This window comes from Paraburkholderia solisilvae (assembly GCF_902859875.1).
Lineage (GTDB): Bacteria > Pseudomonadota > Gammaproteobacteria > Burkholderiales > Burkholderiaceae > Paraburkholderia > Paraburkholderia solisilvae.
Window position 1 is genome coordinate 127,133 of record NZ_CADIKF010000011.1, and the last position, 14,558, is coordinate 141,690.

Below are 14,558 nucleotides of genomic sequence, written 5' to 3' on the forward strand. Positions count from 1 at the left end.
TCATCCGCTATGGCTCAGGTGCACCAGACTGCATCGCCCCCGTCCACGACGCAGCGCATCGTCAAGATCCGGCGCGATTACAACGCATGGGTGGGAGACGAAACGCTCGAGGACTACGCGCTGCGCTTCACGCCGCGTTCGTTCAGGCGCTGGTCGGAGTTCCGGGTGGCGAACACGGCGATCGGCGCGGTATCGTTTCTCGCGCTGGAGGCGATCGGCGGCGCGCTCGTCATCAACTACGGCTTTACGAACGCGGTCTGGGCCATCGCGGCCGTCTCGGTGCTGATCTTTCTGACGAGTTTGCCGATCAGCTACTACGCGGCGCGCTACGGCGTCGATATGGACCTGCTTACGCGCGGCGCGGGCTTCGGCTATATCGGCTCGACGCTGACGTCGCTGCTCTATGCAAGCTTCACGTTTATTTTTTTCGCGCTTGAAGCGGCGATCATGTCGCTCGCGCTGCAGCTGTACTTCAATATCTCGATCGACATCGCGTATGTGATCAGTTCACTCGCGGTGATACCGGTCGTGATGTTCGGCATCACGCTGATCAACCGCCTGCAGAGCTGGACCCAGCCGCTGTGGCTCGTGCTGTTCGTGCTGCCTTACGCGGCGGTGCTGTGGCACAGCCCGGGGCTGCTCGCCGACTGGACCACCTTCTCCGGCCTCGCGGCGGGCGGCCATGAGTTCAATGTGATCGCGTTCGGCCAGGCGTGCACCGTCGTGTTCGCGCTGATCGTGCAGGTGGGCGAGCAGGTCGACTATCTGCGCTTCCTGCCGCCGCTCACCGAACACAACCGGCGGCGCTGGTGGATCGCGCTGCTCGCCGCCGGCCCCGGCTGGATCCTGCCGGGTGCGTTGAAGATGCTCGGCGGCGCGTTTCTCGCGTTCGTCGCGATCCAGTATGAGATCGACGTCGGCCGCGCCGCACAGCCCACGCAGATGTATCTGATCGCGTATCACCATCTGTTCGACCCGCTCGGGCTCGCCGCATGGGCGCTGCCGGCAATGACGCTGTTCGTGATCGTGTCGCAGCTGAAGATCAATGTGACCAATGCGTACGCCGGCTCGCTCGCATGGTCGAACTTCTTCGCGCGTCTGACGCACAGCCATCCGGGCCGGATCGTCTGGCTCGTGTTCAATGTGCTGATCGCGCTGCTGCTGGTCGAAATGGGCGTGTTCGAGGCGATCGGCAAAGTGCTGTCGCTTTACGCGAACATCGCGATTGCGTGGATCGGCGCGCTATTCGCGGACCTGGTCGTCAACAAGCCGCTCGGCTACAGCCCGCGGCATATCGAGTTCAAACGCGCCCACCTGTACGACGTCAATCCGGTCGGCGTCGGAGCGATGCTGATCGCCGCGATCGTCGCGGCGTGCGCGCATCTGGGCGCATTCGGCGTGCTGGCTCAGGCGATGTCGTCTTATATCGCGTTCGGCGTCGCCTTCGTCAGCGCGCCCGTCATCGCGATCGCGACGGGCGGCCGCTTCTATCTGGCGCGCGCCGCGGAGCCGCCCGGGCCCCATGCGACGCGGCGCTGCGTGATCTGCGAGAACGAATTCGAGTATGACGACACGGCGCACTGCCCCGCATACGGCGGCACGATCTGCTCGCTATGCTGCTCGCTGGACTCGCGCTGCAACGACTGCTGCAAACCGCACGCCCGCTTCGGCTCGCAATTGAATGGCGCCGTTCATCGTTTTTTTCCGGGCGCGACACTGGGGCCGACCGCATTGCGTCTTGCCCGCTATCTGAGTCTGGTGGCGGCGATGCTGGCGCTGCTCGGGGTCGTTCTGTACCTCGTGTGGTCGCAAAGCGCGCGCACGCTCGGGCCGCTCGATATGCCCGCGTGGAACGCGCTGGCGCACAGTTATGTGACGGTATTCTTCGCGCTGTCGCTGGTCGGGTGCATCTTCGCGTGGTGGCTCGTGCTCGAACGCGAGAACCGGCACGTCACGCAGGAGGAGTCGCAGCGCCAGACCGAGCTGCTGATGCTCGAAATCGACGCGCACCAGAAGACCGATGCGGCGCTCAAGCGCGCCACCGAAGCCGCGAAGTCCGCGAACCAGGCAAAGAGCCGTTACGTGACCGGCCTGAGCCATGAACTGCGCACGCCGCTCAATAGCATCCTCGGCTACGCGCAACTGCTGCTGCAGACGAAAGACGAAATTCCCGCCGGCCGTCATCACGCCATTCAGACCATTCAGCGCAGCGGCGAGCATCTGCTCGCGCTGGTCGACGGCCTGCTCGACGTCGCGCGCATCGAGGCGGGCAAGCTGCAGCTGAACGTGACGAAGGTGTCGCTGCCGGACTTCATTTCGCATCTGAGCGCGATGCTGCGGCCGCAAGCGGCCGAAAAGGCGTTGACGTTCGATGTGGAGACCATCGGCCGCTTGCCGCGAATCGTGCGCTCCGATGAAAAGTGCATGCGCCAGATCCTGATCAACCTGATCGGCAACGCGATACGCTTCACCGCGGCCGGTACGGTGACACTGCGTGTCAGCCATGCGTGGGACACGGTGACATTCGAAGTCGTGGATACCGGTCCGGGCATCGCGGCGGCCGATCTCGAACGGCTCTTCATGCCATTCGAACGTGGCTATGCAGCGCGCGAGCACGACCATGGAGCGGGCCTCGGGCTCACCATCTGCCAGTTGCTGACGCACGCATTGGGCGGCAGCCTGGAAGTCGACAGCGAGCCCGGCCGCGGCACGCGATTCGTGGTCAAGCTGTTTGCGCCCGAGATTCATGGGATGGAAGACCAGCCGTCGGCTAGCGGCGGCGTACGCGGCTACCGCGGCGCACGCCGCACCGTTCTGGTGGTGGACGACCTGCCGGAGCAGCGCGCGATCGTCGTGCAGGTGCTCGCGCCACTCGGCTTCACGGTGGTTGAAGCCGCCAGCGGACCCGACGCATTGCGCTGGCTCGGCGTTCACCTGGCGGACGCGATCATTATGGACATCTCGATGCCAGGCATGGACGGATACGAAACCAGCCGGCTGATTCGCAGCAGTCAGCTCAGCGCAGCGCCGATCATGCTGCTGTCCGCCAACGCATTCGCCGACGACCGCGAACGCGCGGCGGCGATCGGCTGCGACGACTATCTGGTCAAGCCGCTGCAAGTCCCGCTGCTGCTGGAAAAGCTCGCGAGCCTGCTGCAGATCGAATGGATCGTGACGTCTGAAACCGCCGATGCAACGAAGATCGCATCGCGCGTGCCGCCGCTTGCGGCGCTCGCGCGGCGCGCGTTGCCGCGCGCGCTACGCGACTCGCTCGCAGCGCTGCTGGAAATGGGCTATGTGCAGGGGATCGTCGAACAGATCGACGCAGCGGCTGCGCAGTGGCCCGAATGGCAGACCGAACTGACGGCGCTGCGCACGCATGCGCAGCATTTCGAGCTGGACGAATTCGAACGTCTGCTGGCTCGCTTCCCACGTGACTCCGATGGCTGAAGACTACGTTGACCTCTCCGGCACGACCGCAGCGGATTTCGCGGGCGATCGCAACGTCGTATTGATCGTCGACGATACGCCGGACAACCTCGCGCTGCTGTCCACCACGCTGCAAGCGGCCGACTATGCGGTGCTCGTCGCGCTGAACGGCGAGGCGGCGCTGAAGTGTCTCGCGCGCGTGACGCCGGACGTCGTGCTGATGGACGCGATGATGCCCGGTATGGACGGCTTCGAGACCTGCCGGCAGCTGAAGCTCGACAGCCGTCATGTGCATCTGCCGGTGATTTTCATGACCGCGCTGACTGAAACGGAACACGTTGTGCAAGGGTTTCGCGTCGGCGGCATCGACTACGTGACGAAACCGGTCAAGCCTAACGAGGTCTGCGCGCGCATTGCCGCGCATGTGCGGCGTGCGAAGGCACAGCGGTATTCGGATGCCGTGCTGGGTCTCGACGGACGCGCGGCGCTGATCTCAGCGTCCGACGGCGCGATCCGCTGGCAGAATTCATTGGCGTCGTCGCGGCTCGAGCACTATGCGGCGCACGCGCGGGGCGGAACGCGCGAAGCGCACGGAGCACACGAAGCGCACCAGGTGCCCGACCGCTTGCCCGCGGCGCTGCTGAACTGGTTCACCACATGGATCGAACGTGGCTGTGATGCGCAGGCCGTGTGCGAAATCAACACGGATGGCGTGCGCCGCACGGCGCGCGTGTCGGGCAGCCCGGCACGCGGCGAGTGGATACTAATTCTGGAAGAATTCGACGATGCCGCGCAGACAGGCTTACTGGCCGCACAATTCGGACTGACTTCGCGCGAGGCCGAGGTGCTGCTTTGGCTGTCGCGCGGCAAGACGAACCGCGATATCAGCGAGATTCTGAATATGGCCGTTCGCACCGTCAACAAGCATCTCGAACATCTGTTCGGTAAGCTGCATGTCGAAACGCGCTCTTCCGCGGTTGCATTGGCGGTGAAAGCGGTGAACCGGCATTAGGGCGCCAGTTAAGGACGCCCGTTAAGCGCGACGCCCGTACGCCGATGTCAGATCGAGCGCCAACGCTTGCGCGACTTCGATGCCGTCGATGGCCGCCGAATAGATCCCGCCCGCATACCCCGCGCCTTCGCCCGCCGGATACAAACCTTCGACGTTCATGCTTTGATAATCGTCTTTGCGACGAATCCGGATGGGTGACGAGGTGCGCGTCTCCACGCCGGTGAGCACGGCATCGTGCATCGCGAAGCCTGAAATCTTCTTGTCGATCTCGGGCAGTGCTTCACGGATCGCGTCGATCACATAGTCGGGCAGCGCGGTGCTGAGATCGGTCGGATGCACGCCCGGCTTGTACGACGGCACCACGGAGCCAAGCGACGTCGACGGCCGGCCGGCGATAAAATCGCCGACCCGTTGACCCGGCGCGTGGTAATTACCGCCGCCGAGTTCGAATGCGCGCTCTTCCCATTTACGCTGGAACGCGATACCCGCCAGCGGACCGCCGGGATAGTCTTCCGGCGTGATACCCACAACGATGCCCGCATTCGCGTTGCGCTCGGCTCGCGAATACTGGCTCATGCCATTCGTGACCACGCGGCCAGGCTCCGAGGTCGCCGCGACCACCGTGCCGCCCGGGCACATGCAAAAGCTGTAGACGGCCCGCCCATTGCTACAGTGATGGACCACCTTGTAGTCGGCCGCGCCAAGCTGTTTGTGGCCCGCAAACTTGCCGAAGCGCGCGCGATCGATCAACCCCTGCGGATGTTCGATACGAAAACCCAGCGAAAACGGCTTGGCTTCGATATACACGCCGCGCTCGTGCAGTATCTGGAAGGTGTCGCGCGCGCTATGGCCCACGGCCAGCACCACGTGATCGCAGCGCAATGTCTCGCCGTTCGAGAGCTTGAGCGAACGCACCTTGCCCTGATCGATTTCGATGTCGTCGACCCTGGTTTCGAAGCGCACTTCGCCGCCCAGCGCCTCGATGGTCGCGCGCATTTTCTCCACCATGCTGACGAGGCGGAACGTGCCGATATGCGGCCGGCTCAGGTACAGAATGTCTTCCGGTGCGCCCGCCTTGACGAATTCCTCCAGCACTTTGCGGCCGTAGTGGTTCGGATCCTTGATCTGGCTGTACAGCTTGCCGTCGGAAAACGTTCCGGCTCCGCCTTCGCCGAACTGCACATTGGATTCGGGGTTGAGGACTGATTTGCGCCACAGGCCAAAGGTGTCCTTGGTACGCTCGCGCACGGCTTTGCCACGCTCGAGGATGATGGGCCGGAACCCCATCTGCGCGAGAATCAGTCCTGCGAACAGGCCGCACGGCCCCATGCCGATGACGACCGGGCGAAGGGACGCGGTGTGCTCGGCGGCCTTTGCGACAAAGCGGTATGCCATGTCCGGCGTCAACCCGCAGTGCGGCTTGCCGGCGAGCCGCTTGCGTGCGGCCGCTTCGTCCTTGACTTCGACATCGACGATATAGGTCAGCTTGATGTCGGCGCGCTTGCGTGCATCGTGCGCACGGCGGAACACGGTGTAACGGACGAGCGCCTCTGCCGTTACGCCGAGATCCGCGAGGCGTGCGCGAATCGCCGCTTCGAGATCGCTTTCGGCATGGTCAAGGGGGAGTTTGAGTTCGCTTAGACGTAACATGAGTACCGGGATGCGGCCACCACGGCATCGTGGCGGTGTTGAAACAGACGGTGCGGATTGAGCGAATCGGGCGCCGCTCACTGCGACCCGCTATTTTACCGACTATTTCATGCTCCCGGACGAACGGCGCTTTGCGTGCGAGGTCAGAGCCGAGTCTGTCCTCGCGACGTGGCTGTTTCAACGAAACCGCTGGAGTGAAGGACTCTCCGCCTGTTCGGGCAGCTTGAGCATCGCAGGCAGGGCACTCAAAGCCGGCATGCCGCTCATATCGGCCCAGCGGCCATCGCCGGTTTTGTAAATGATTGTCGGTGTGCCGTCAAAGCCCATGGTCTGGAAGAGGTGGGCGTTCCTGTTCAGCTTCGACTGGGCTGCGAACGAAATAGGATTCGATGGTTTGATGCCGCCGGATTCAGTGGCTTCCGAGAACTTCACTTCGTTCTCGCGCAAGAGCGCGGCGCCATCGTTGGCATCGAGCAGCGCTGCCGCCTTGCCGGATGAATCGGGTTTGAGGAAGCCCATTGGAATCCAGCGCACTTGCAGCCCTACCGCCTCATAGGGCTGGAAAGCCTCCCATGCGTAGTGACAGAAAATGCAGTTCGGGTCCATGAAGACATAGATGGTCGACTTCACCTTGTCACCTGTCGCACCTTCGACGATGACCGACGTCTGGTCCAATTGCGCAGCGGCGGACGCAGACAGATAGGTCTGCGCCGGCTGATCGGCTGCGTGAGCGACGCTCGAAGCGGCCAGGAATATCGCCAGAATGGCGGGCCTGAAAATTTTCATTTGTCTGCAACTCCACGCAAATACACGTCACCCCTCCCTAGTCTTTCGCGACCGTGCTCGGCTCCACTACCCGGAAATGCCAACCATCGTGCTCTTTAACGTACACCGCGACGATATGGCCGCCCTCCTGCCGGAATGTCCCGTCGCCCTTCGGCACTTCGACGGAAAACTCCGCAATGCTGAAGCCTCCCTGGCCTTGCGCGCCCGCCTCGATCACGTGGATGTGATGTTCCTTCGCGCCTGAGCCGAAGCGCTGCTCATAGTACTGCTTGAGCGCCGCGCGCCCTTTGATGATCTTGCCGGCCGGAGACACCAGCACGCCATCCTCGGCATACAACTGCGCCATCGCATCGGCATTCTTCGCCGCATAGTTGCTGTCGTAAAGCTGCCCGAGCTTAGCTGCCGCGGATTGCGCTTCCTTTGCCGAAGGCAGCGACGCGTTCGCGCCAGGTGTTGCCGCGTAGGTGAATGTGCTTGCCGCGAAAAGCGCGACAAGCAGAAGCGGTACGTTTCTTTTCACGTTGAAACTCCGTTGATCGAATGGCGTGGCGATACACCTGCTGAAGAAGGTCGGCTATGGAGTCGGCCGCGATCGGCTTAACTGACAGTCGACAGTGCGCGAAACCAATTGAAGCGCGAGCACATCCATATTGAACATCCGCGATGGCCTTCGGACGATAGCATGTAGATCAGGCGCCCGCATTTCGAAGAGCTTTCGACGTGGCCTTGTTTAAATCTATGTGCGCTGCGGCAAGGATGGGTACGGCTATAGCACGCAACGAATCAGGGAGAATCCCGCCATTGCAGGCTGCGTGATGAGAGCGATGATCGGCGTCTGATGTCGACGCCCTCCTCCGCTTGATGTCGACATCACTCGACCAGGACCGTTCAGACGAGTGCCGTCCCGAACAGTCGATAAGGTATCCATAGCTATAGCGCTATAGAAAACCTCTCGGCGCAAATGGGCGGAACGGCGCCGGAACCAGCACGCGGTGTCTCGAATCCTTGCTGTCACGCGCGAACTCTGCGTTCACACGTCGCCCTCCAACGTTATTCCAGCGTCGCGAATCACTTGCAGAAACGCTGTCGTATCGCCGACGGCAGCGGCGGCCTGCTCCGCAAGCCGCCACATGTGCGAAGACTTTTCCGCGTTCGCGATCATTCTTTCGAGAACGGCTGAATGGGCGAACCCGCGAGCCGCCGCTGCGCCGAAAGCGACATCCAGAATACGTCGGGCCGCCGCTCGGGCGGCGCCCGGCACCGACGGCGCACGATAGACAAGAAAGCCCGCCATCAGCAAAAATTCCGCCGGGCTGATGTGGTGGCCTTCGCCGACAGGCACGCCGTCCGCGTTGTGCTTACCTTGCGTCATGCATGGCCTCTCGCTTTGAAGCATTGAGCGCTGTGAAGATGCGAATTCGCGTCGATTCGAGTTCACCAGCCGCCCCACGGCGGCCGGGTTGCTGCGCGCGGCACTGCGCGCCTTCTCGATGTCGGGGGAGAGGTCGGAGGGTCCGCAGACTGACTCGTACAACAAATTATCCGCGAGGCATCGAAACGCGTCGATTCACGCCGGAAATTACGCAGTAACGAGAATTCTGAGTCCCGTCCAGATTGCGCGTCGCTGGAGACCAACGCGCAACATAACCCGCCTTTATGACATTTGTGCGGCGAGAACAACCGGCAGTGGTTTACAAATTGCCGACGAAAAACATGCTCTTAGGTGACGCTCGAAATTAAGCGAAAAAAACACATTTTCTCGGGTCGCGATTCGTATATTCTTGTCGTCGCTCCGTTTTCCGGTAAGCAGCCTTAGCTGCGCTCCAGACCATCAATCCCGTTCCAATGCTCGCTGGAGCGATGCTGGCTGCGCTCCTGTGGACTGTCTCCGAATTCCCGACCATTGCCGATACCCGGCGAGTACCCTGCGGGCGACTGGCTCTAGCAGACAATTTTCTTTGCGATCATCTATGAAAACATTGTTTTTGCAGGCACCTTCGTTCGACGGGTTCGATGGCGGGGCGGGCTCGCGATTCCAGACAAAGCGCGAGATCAAGTCATTCTGGTATCCGACGTGGCTCGCGCAGCCCGCCGCGCTGATCGAAAACAGCCGCGTACTCGATGCGCAAGCCGACAGCCTGTCGCTCGAGGCGTCGCTGGACATTGCTCAAGAATACGACCTCGTCATCATTCACACGAGCACGCCGTCGTTCCCGAGCGATGCCCAATTCGCAGAGCACCTGAAGCGCCGTCGATCCACGATACTCGTCGGCATGGTCGGGGCAAAAGTCGCCGTCGATCCGCACGGCTCGCTGACCGCATGCGACGCGCTCGACTTCGTGTGCCGCGAAGAATTCGACTTTACGTGCCGCGATATCGCGCAAGGGCTGGCGTTCGAAACGATTCCCGGCATGAGCTATCGTCTGCCCGATGGCGGGATCACGCATAACGAAGCCCGGCCCATCCTTGAAGACATGGACCAGCTGCCGTTTGTCGCGCCCATCTATAAGCGCGATCTCAAGTCGGAGAATTACTTCAGCGGCTATCTCAAGCACCCGTATGTGTCGATCTATACGGGGCGTGGCTGCAAATCGAGGTGCACCTTTTGCCTCTGGCCGCAGACGGTTGGCGGCCACAACTATCGCACACGGTCGGTCGAGCATGTCCTCGAAGAAGTGAAATGGATCAGGGACAACATGCCCGAAGTCAAGGAGATCATGTTTGACGACGATACCTTCACCGATTTAAGACCGCGAGCCGAAGAGATCGCGCGCGGTCTTGGCAAGCTGGGTGTGACGTGGTCGTGCAACGCGAAAGCGAACGTGCCTTATTCAACCCTCAAGGTGATGAAGGACAACGGTCTGCGGCTCCTGCTGGTCGGCTACGAATCAGGCGACGACCAGATCCTCGTGAATGTCAAAAAAGGGATGCGTACCGACGTGGCACGCCGCTTCACCGAGGATTGCCGCAAACTCGGTATCAAGATTCACGGCACGTTCATTCTTGGGCTTCCCGGCGAAACGCGCGACACGATCGAGAAAACCATCAAGTTCGCGAAAGACATCAATCCGCACACGATCCAGGTGTCACTCGCCGCGCCCTATCCCGGTACGAGCCTTCATAAGCAGGCGGTCGAAAATGGCTGGCTGCAGGAAAGCAAAGTCATCAATCTCGTCAGTTCCACGGGCGTCCAGGTTTCAGCAATCGGCTATCCGCACCTGTCGCGCGAAGAGATCTATCACAGCGTCGAGCAGTTCTATAAGCGCTTCTACTTCAGACCGACGAAGATCTGGGAAATCGTCCGCGAGATGCTGGTCAGCTGGGAGATGATGAAGCGGCGCCTGCAGGAAGGCGTCGAATTCTTCCGCTTTCTGCGTGCGCGCGAGGCGTGAGCCCCGCGCATTGGCTCGCGTTCGGTTGCGCGCTCGTATGCGGCGCAGCGGCGTTTCTGGGCATCGTCTATACGCTGCTGGCGGCAGTGCTGCTCGGCCGTTTTCTTGCGCGGCCGGGCGCTGAGCCGGTTGGCTTTCCGCCCGTGACCATCGTCAAGCCCCTGCACGGTGCGGAGTGGGCGCTGGCCCGCAACCTGGAAAGCTTTTGCAAGCAGGACTATCCGGGCGAAGTGCAGTTCGTGTTCGGCGTGCACGATGCCGCCGACCCCGCGCTAGCCACGGTCGACGATCTGCGCCGCCGCTTTCCCGACGCGCATATCACAGTCGTCTCGGACCCGACGCTGCATGGGCCGAACCGCAAGATCAGCAATATCCTCAACATGCTGCCGCGCGCCGAACACGATGTGCTGGTGTTCGCCGACAGCGACGTGCATGTCGAACCGACCTACCTGCGCCGCGTGATCGGCGAATTGCAACGGCCAGGCGTCGGCCTCGTGACGTGCGCGTATCGCGGCGACCCGGACCCTGGCTTCTGGCCCAGGATGTCCGCACATTCGACCAACTATCAGTTTCTGCCGGGCGTCGTCGCAGGACTCGCGTTGCGCATGGCGCGGCCCTGCTTCGGTCAGACCATTGCGATGCGCCGCGAGACGCTCGACCTGATCGGCGGACTGACGCAGTTCGCGCGCCATCTGGCCGAAGACCACGCAATCGGCGAAGCCGTGCGCGCCGCCGGCCAGCAGATCGCGATACCGCCGTTCGCAGTCGCGCATGCCTGCGTCGAGACGACCGCCGCGCAACTCGTCGCACATGAACTGCGCTGGAGTCGTACCATTCGACGTATCGACCCACTCGGACACCTCGGCTCGGCTCTCATGTACCCGCTGGCTTTCGCCTTGCTGGCCGTCGCGTGCTCCGTCGCCGCGGCCTGGGCATGCTGGCTGGCAGGTGCGGCGCTGGCCGCACGCGGTTTGCTCAAGTTCCTGTCGGACCGCGCGCTGCGTCAGCCGTCGCGCCATTGGTGGATGCTGCCGCTGGGCGATATCGGCGCGTTCGCGATGTTTCTGGCAAGTTTTCTGTCGTCGCGTGTGATCTGGCGCGGCTTCAGTTTCAGGGTGGACGGCGACGGGCTCATTTCGCCCGTGCAGGACAAGTCATTAGGCATTGCGATGAGCAGCGAAAGCAATTGAACATGGTAGGAACGCGGTGAAACACTTCGGACGACTGGCGGCCCTGGCGGGCCTGCTGCTTTCCTTGTGGCTGATCTGGCAAGAACATCCGGCAGCCGTATTCGCGTCGTTGCGCGTGGCGGGCGCCGGACTATTGCTGGCCGGGCTCGCACACGTGCTGCCGATGCTCGCGAACGCGCGTGACTGGCAGACGCTGGTTCTCGGTCCGCAGCGGCCGTCGTTTCTGCAAATGCTGCAGCTGGTGTGGATTCGCGAATCGGTCAACAGCCTGTTGCCGGTGGCGCGGGTCGGCGGCGAGATCGTATCGTTCCGCATGCTGCGGCGCTGGGGCGTGCGCGGACCGGCGGCCCTTGGCAGTCTGATCGTCGATATGCAATTGACGGTCATCAGCCAGCTGCTGTTCACGATGGTCGGCATCGGGTTCCTGTTTGCGCATGCGCACTCGGGCACACTGCGCCTTGCGGGTCAACTGGCGTGGGGCGTGGTGGCATTGGCGCCGTTGCTGCTGCTGTTCGCGCTCGTGCAGCATGCAAGCCCGTTCGAGCGGCTCACGCGTGCGCTCAACCATCTGACGAGCGGCAAGCTGGCGGCACTTGTCGGCGAATCGGCGAATATCGACGAAAGTATCAAGCAGGTGTGGCGCAAACGCGGCGTGGTGCTGCGTTATCTGTTCGTGTGGCAGACGTTACAGTGCGTGGCGACGTCGTTCGAAATCTGGCTTGCGCTGTATTTCCTCGGCTCGCCGGTCAGTCTGGCCGAAGCAGTCGTAATCGAGTCGCTGATCCAGGCGATCAGCAGCGCGGCGTTCTTCGTACCGGGCGGCCTCGGTGTGCAGGAGGGCGGTTTTATCGTGATCGGCGGCGCGCTCGGCATCGATCCCGCAACCTGTCTTGCGCTGGCCGGCGCGCGGCGCATTCGCGATCTGATGATGTTCGTGCCCGGACTGCTTGCGTGGCAGTTTGCGGAGTCTTCACGTGGCGCGGCGCCCGCCGGGCCGGGGGCGAGCCGCTGAGGGAAATGCTCGCCCTCGCTGGTTCTCAATGATCATCACGCTTCGCCGACCGCAACGCCGGTTCGGTGATGCGATCCGTGCACGCATGTCTGCTGCTAGTTTTTTGATTGCGCGGTCTTCTTTGTGTCGCGCGTCGCCACCCCCGTCATTTTCAGCCGCATACCGCACTCGCGGCCTCATCCAGATGTTGAAAGGATTCCTATGTCCAGCTTGCTGAATGGCAAAGTCGCGATCGTCACGGGAGCGGCGCGCGGCATCGGCGCAGCCATTAGCAAGCGCTTCGCCGCGGAAGGCGCCGCCGTGTCCTTGAGTTACCTTGGCAGAGCGAGCGAAGCAGAGGCTACCTTGGCCGCTATCCGTACTGCGGGCGGAAGCGCGATCGTTACGCAAGCCGATGTTCGCAAGGAACAGGATGTCCAGCGTTTGTTCGCTGAAACGAAAGCGCGCTTCGGCAGGGTCGATATCGTTGTAAACAACGCAGCCGTCAATCACCGCATGACCGTCGAAAATATCACCGAAGCTGAATTCCGGAATCACTTCGACGTCAACGTCATGGGCATTTTATTGATGGTGAAGGAAGCCACGCGGTATCTCGAACGTGACGGCTGCATCCTGAACATCAGTTCTCTCTCCAGCATGATCCCCAGCGCAGGCGCCTCCCTCTATGGCGGCAGCAAAGCCGCGGTGGATGCCATCACCGCTACGCTCGCCGTCGAGCTAGGGCAGAAAGGCATACGGGTAAACGCGATCAATCCGGGCATTACGCAAACGGAACAACTGGACGAGCAACCCTTCGTTACGCCGGAACTGCGCGCGCACGTCAGCAATATGACGCCCTTGCGGCGCCTCGGAACACCGGAGGATATTGCCGGGGCTGCGGTTGCGCTCTGTTCGCCTGAAACAGGGTGGATTACCGGGCAATGCATACGTGTGTCGGGCGGATTCCGATAAACAAGGTCGGTCCGACCACCGTCGACATCACAATAACCGGGAGGGTACGCCTTTGCTTTGAAGGGGCGACCGCCAGCGCGGTGAAAAGACATGCGAAAGGTTCGGCGATGTGACAGCCCTTGGGCAGTCAATTCATGTCGTCCAGTAGCCGATAGTCGGGAAGCGTCGTATCGATCGCGCGCCCCATACGCAGCACGATCCGATCGAACTGGTGTCGCGACAGCAACTCAGAGTAGGTGCGCGCACGGACCAGGATCAGATCCGCCCGGCCACCAACCGCTAACGCGCCAATCGAATCGTCATTGTCCAGCCGCATGATTTCCGCCGGTGCTCGCGTCGCGGTCGTCAGCCAGTCTGCGAATGGATGATCGAGTTGCAAAATGCGCACAGCCTGAGTGAAGGTGTCGAGCATGTCGTGGTCGCCATACGCGTGAAACGGATCACGGCAATTGTCGCCCGCCACCGCGACGCGCAAACCCCGGCTCTTCATTTCGTGCAGAAGGGTCACACCGCGCCAGCGTGGCGTGCGTCCTGCCTGGCGCGACTGCAGATACATATTCACGGTGGGCAGACTGACGATATCGATACCCGCGGCCAGCAGATCATTGAGCGTCGCGTCGATATATTCATCGGTTTGCAATGCGAGCGAACAGCAATGGCTGCAGACGATGCGCCCCGTAAACCGCTCGCGTAACGCGACACGGGCAACTTCACGCAGCATGCGACTATCCGGGTCATCGGTTTCGTCCACGTGTAGATCTACGTCGAGCGCGCGCTCGGCGGCAAGCCGAAACAGGCGCGTGAGTGCGGCGTCGTGCTGCGGTAAAACCGGATGATTCGGCAACCCACTCAACCGCACCACGGCGCCCAACGATCCACCATATCGTGCGACCTTATCGGCAAGCGGGCCGGCATCATCTGAGAGGTAAACATTCAGAGGCACGAGCGCATTGGCTTGCAGTTCGATGCGGCCCGTCCAGGCGGCGCGCAAATCGCTGAACACGGGCAACGAGATGTCCGCTTGAGGCCGAGGCCGTGTAAAAACGCGGCGGCCAGCCGGCCAGTAACGTCCCCGCACGGGCGGGCTCGTGTGGCGCATGAGTTCGCAAGCCAGATCCGATTTTGCCGCGGCAAAG

11 protein-coding genes are annotated in these 14,558 nt (G+C 62.1%); 6 read left to right on the forward strand and 5 right to left on the reverse strand.

The features are described 5' to 3' along the window. Window positions 1-9: 9 nt before the first annotated feature. Both HV675_RS09585 and HV675_RS09590 read left to right on the forward strand, forming a co-directional pair. Window positions 10-3,450: a hybrid sensor histidine kinase/response regulator gene (locus tag HV675_RS09585; RefSeq protein ID WP_175110646.1), complete on the forward strand. Its 3,441-nt coding sequence runs from the start codon at window positions 10-12 to the stop codon at window positions 3,448-3,450. Then, window positions 3,443-4,441: a response regulator transcription factor gene (locus HV675_RS09590; RefSeq protein ID WP_175110647.1), complete on the forward strand. Its 999-nt coding sequence runs from the start codon at window positions 3,443-3,445 to the stop codon at window positions 4,439-4,441. Before HV675_RS09585 ends, HV675_RS09590 begins: the two co-directional genes overlap by 8 nt. A gap of 21 nt (window positions 4,442-4,462) precedes the next feature. Here HV675_RS09590 and HV675_RS09595 read toward each other — a convergent pair whose 3' ends face one another. The 4 genes from HV675_RS09595 to HV675_RS09610 all read right to left on the reverse strand — a co-directional run bounded on the left by HV675_RS09595 (window position 4,463) and on the right by HV675_RS09610 (window position 8,249). After that, window positions 4,463-6,091: an NAD(P)/FAD-dependent oxidoreductase gene (locus HV675_RS09595; RefSeq protein WP_175110648.1), complete on the reverse strand. Its 1,629-nt coding sequence runs from the start codon at window positions 6,089-6,091 to the stop codon at window positions 4,463-4,465. A gap of 177 nt (window positions 6,092-6,268) precedes the next feature. Then, window positions 6,269-6,877 (reverse strand): thioredoxin fold domain-containing protein, encoded by a 609-nt coding sequence (locus HV675_RS09600; protein WP_175110649.1) that lies wholly within the window; start codon window positions 6,875-6,877, stop codon window positions 6,269-6,271. A 37-nt stretch (window positions 6,878-6,914) separates the two neighbouring features. Continuing rightward, window positions 6,915-7,397, reverse strand: coding sequence for a YybH family protein (locus HV675_RS09605; protein WP_175110650.1), 483 nt, complete (start codon window positions 7,395-7,397; stop codon window positions 6,915-6,917). A 510-nt stretch (window positions 7,398-7,907) separates the two neighbouring features. Continuing rightward, window positions 7,908-8,249, reverse strand: coding sequence for a hypothetical protein (locus tag HV675_RS09610; RefSeq protein WP_175110651.1), 342 nt, complete (start codon window positions 8,247-8,249; stop codon window positions 7,908-7,910). 598 nt (window positions 8,250-8,847) lie between these two features. Here HV675_RS09610 and hpnJ point away from each other — a divergent pair. The 4 genes from hpnJ (at window position 8,848) to HV675_RS09630 (ending at window position 13,422) form a co-directional block, all read left to right on the forward strand. Next, a complete protein-coding gene (hpnJ, locus tag HV675_RS09615) occupies window positions 8,848-10,269 on the forward strand; it encodes a hopanoid biosynthesis associated radical SAM protein HpnJ (protein ID WP_175110668.1) in 1,422 nt (473 codons plus the stop codon). Continuing rightward, a complete protein-coding gene (hpnI, locus tag HV675_RS09620) occupies window positions 10,266-11,459 on the forward strand; it encodes a bacteriohopanetetrol glucosamine biosynthesis glycosyltransferase HpnI (RefSeq protein WP_175110652.1) in 1,194 nt (397 codons plus the stop codon). Before hpnJ ends, hpnI begins: the two co-directional genes overlap by 4 nt. A 16-nt stretch (window positions 11,460-11,475) precedes the next feature. Next, a complete protein-coding gene (locus HV675_RS09625; RefSeq protein ID WP_175110653.1) occupies window positions 11,476-12,471 on the forward strand; it encodes a lysylphosphatidylglycerol synthase domain-containing protein in 996 nt (331 codons plus the stop codon). 201 nt (window positions 12,472-12,672) lie between these two features. Further along, window positions 12,673-13,422 carry an SDR family NAD(P)-dependent oxidoreductase gene (locus HV675_RS09630; RefSeq protein ID WP_175110654.1) on the forward strand — a complete coding sequence of 250 codons (750 nt, stop codon included), beginning with the start codon at window positions 12,673-12,675 and terminating at the stop codon, window positions 13,420-13,422. Window positions 13,423-13,549: 127 nt separating this feature from the next. On the opposite strand, the gene HV675_RS09635 is transcribed toward HV675_RS09630, so the two are convergent. Next, window positions 13,550-14,558: cytosine deaminase (locus HV675_RS09635; protein WP_175110655.1), on the reverse strand; the 1,009-nt coding region annotated here is incomplete at its 5' end.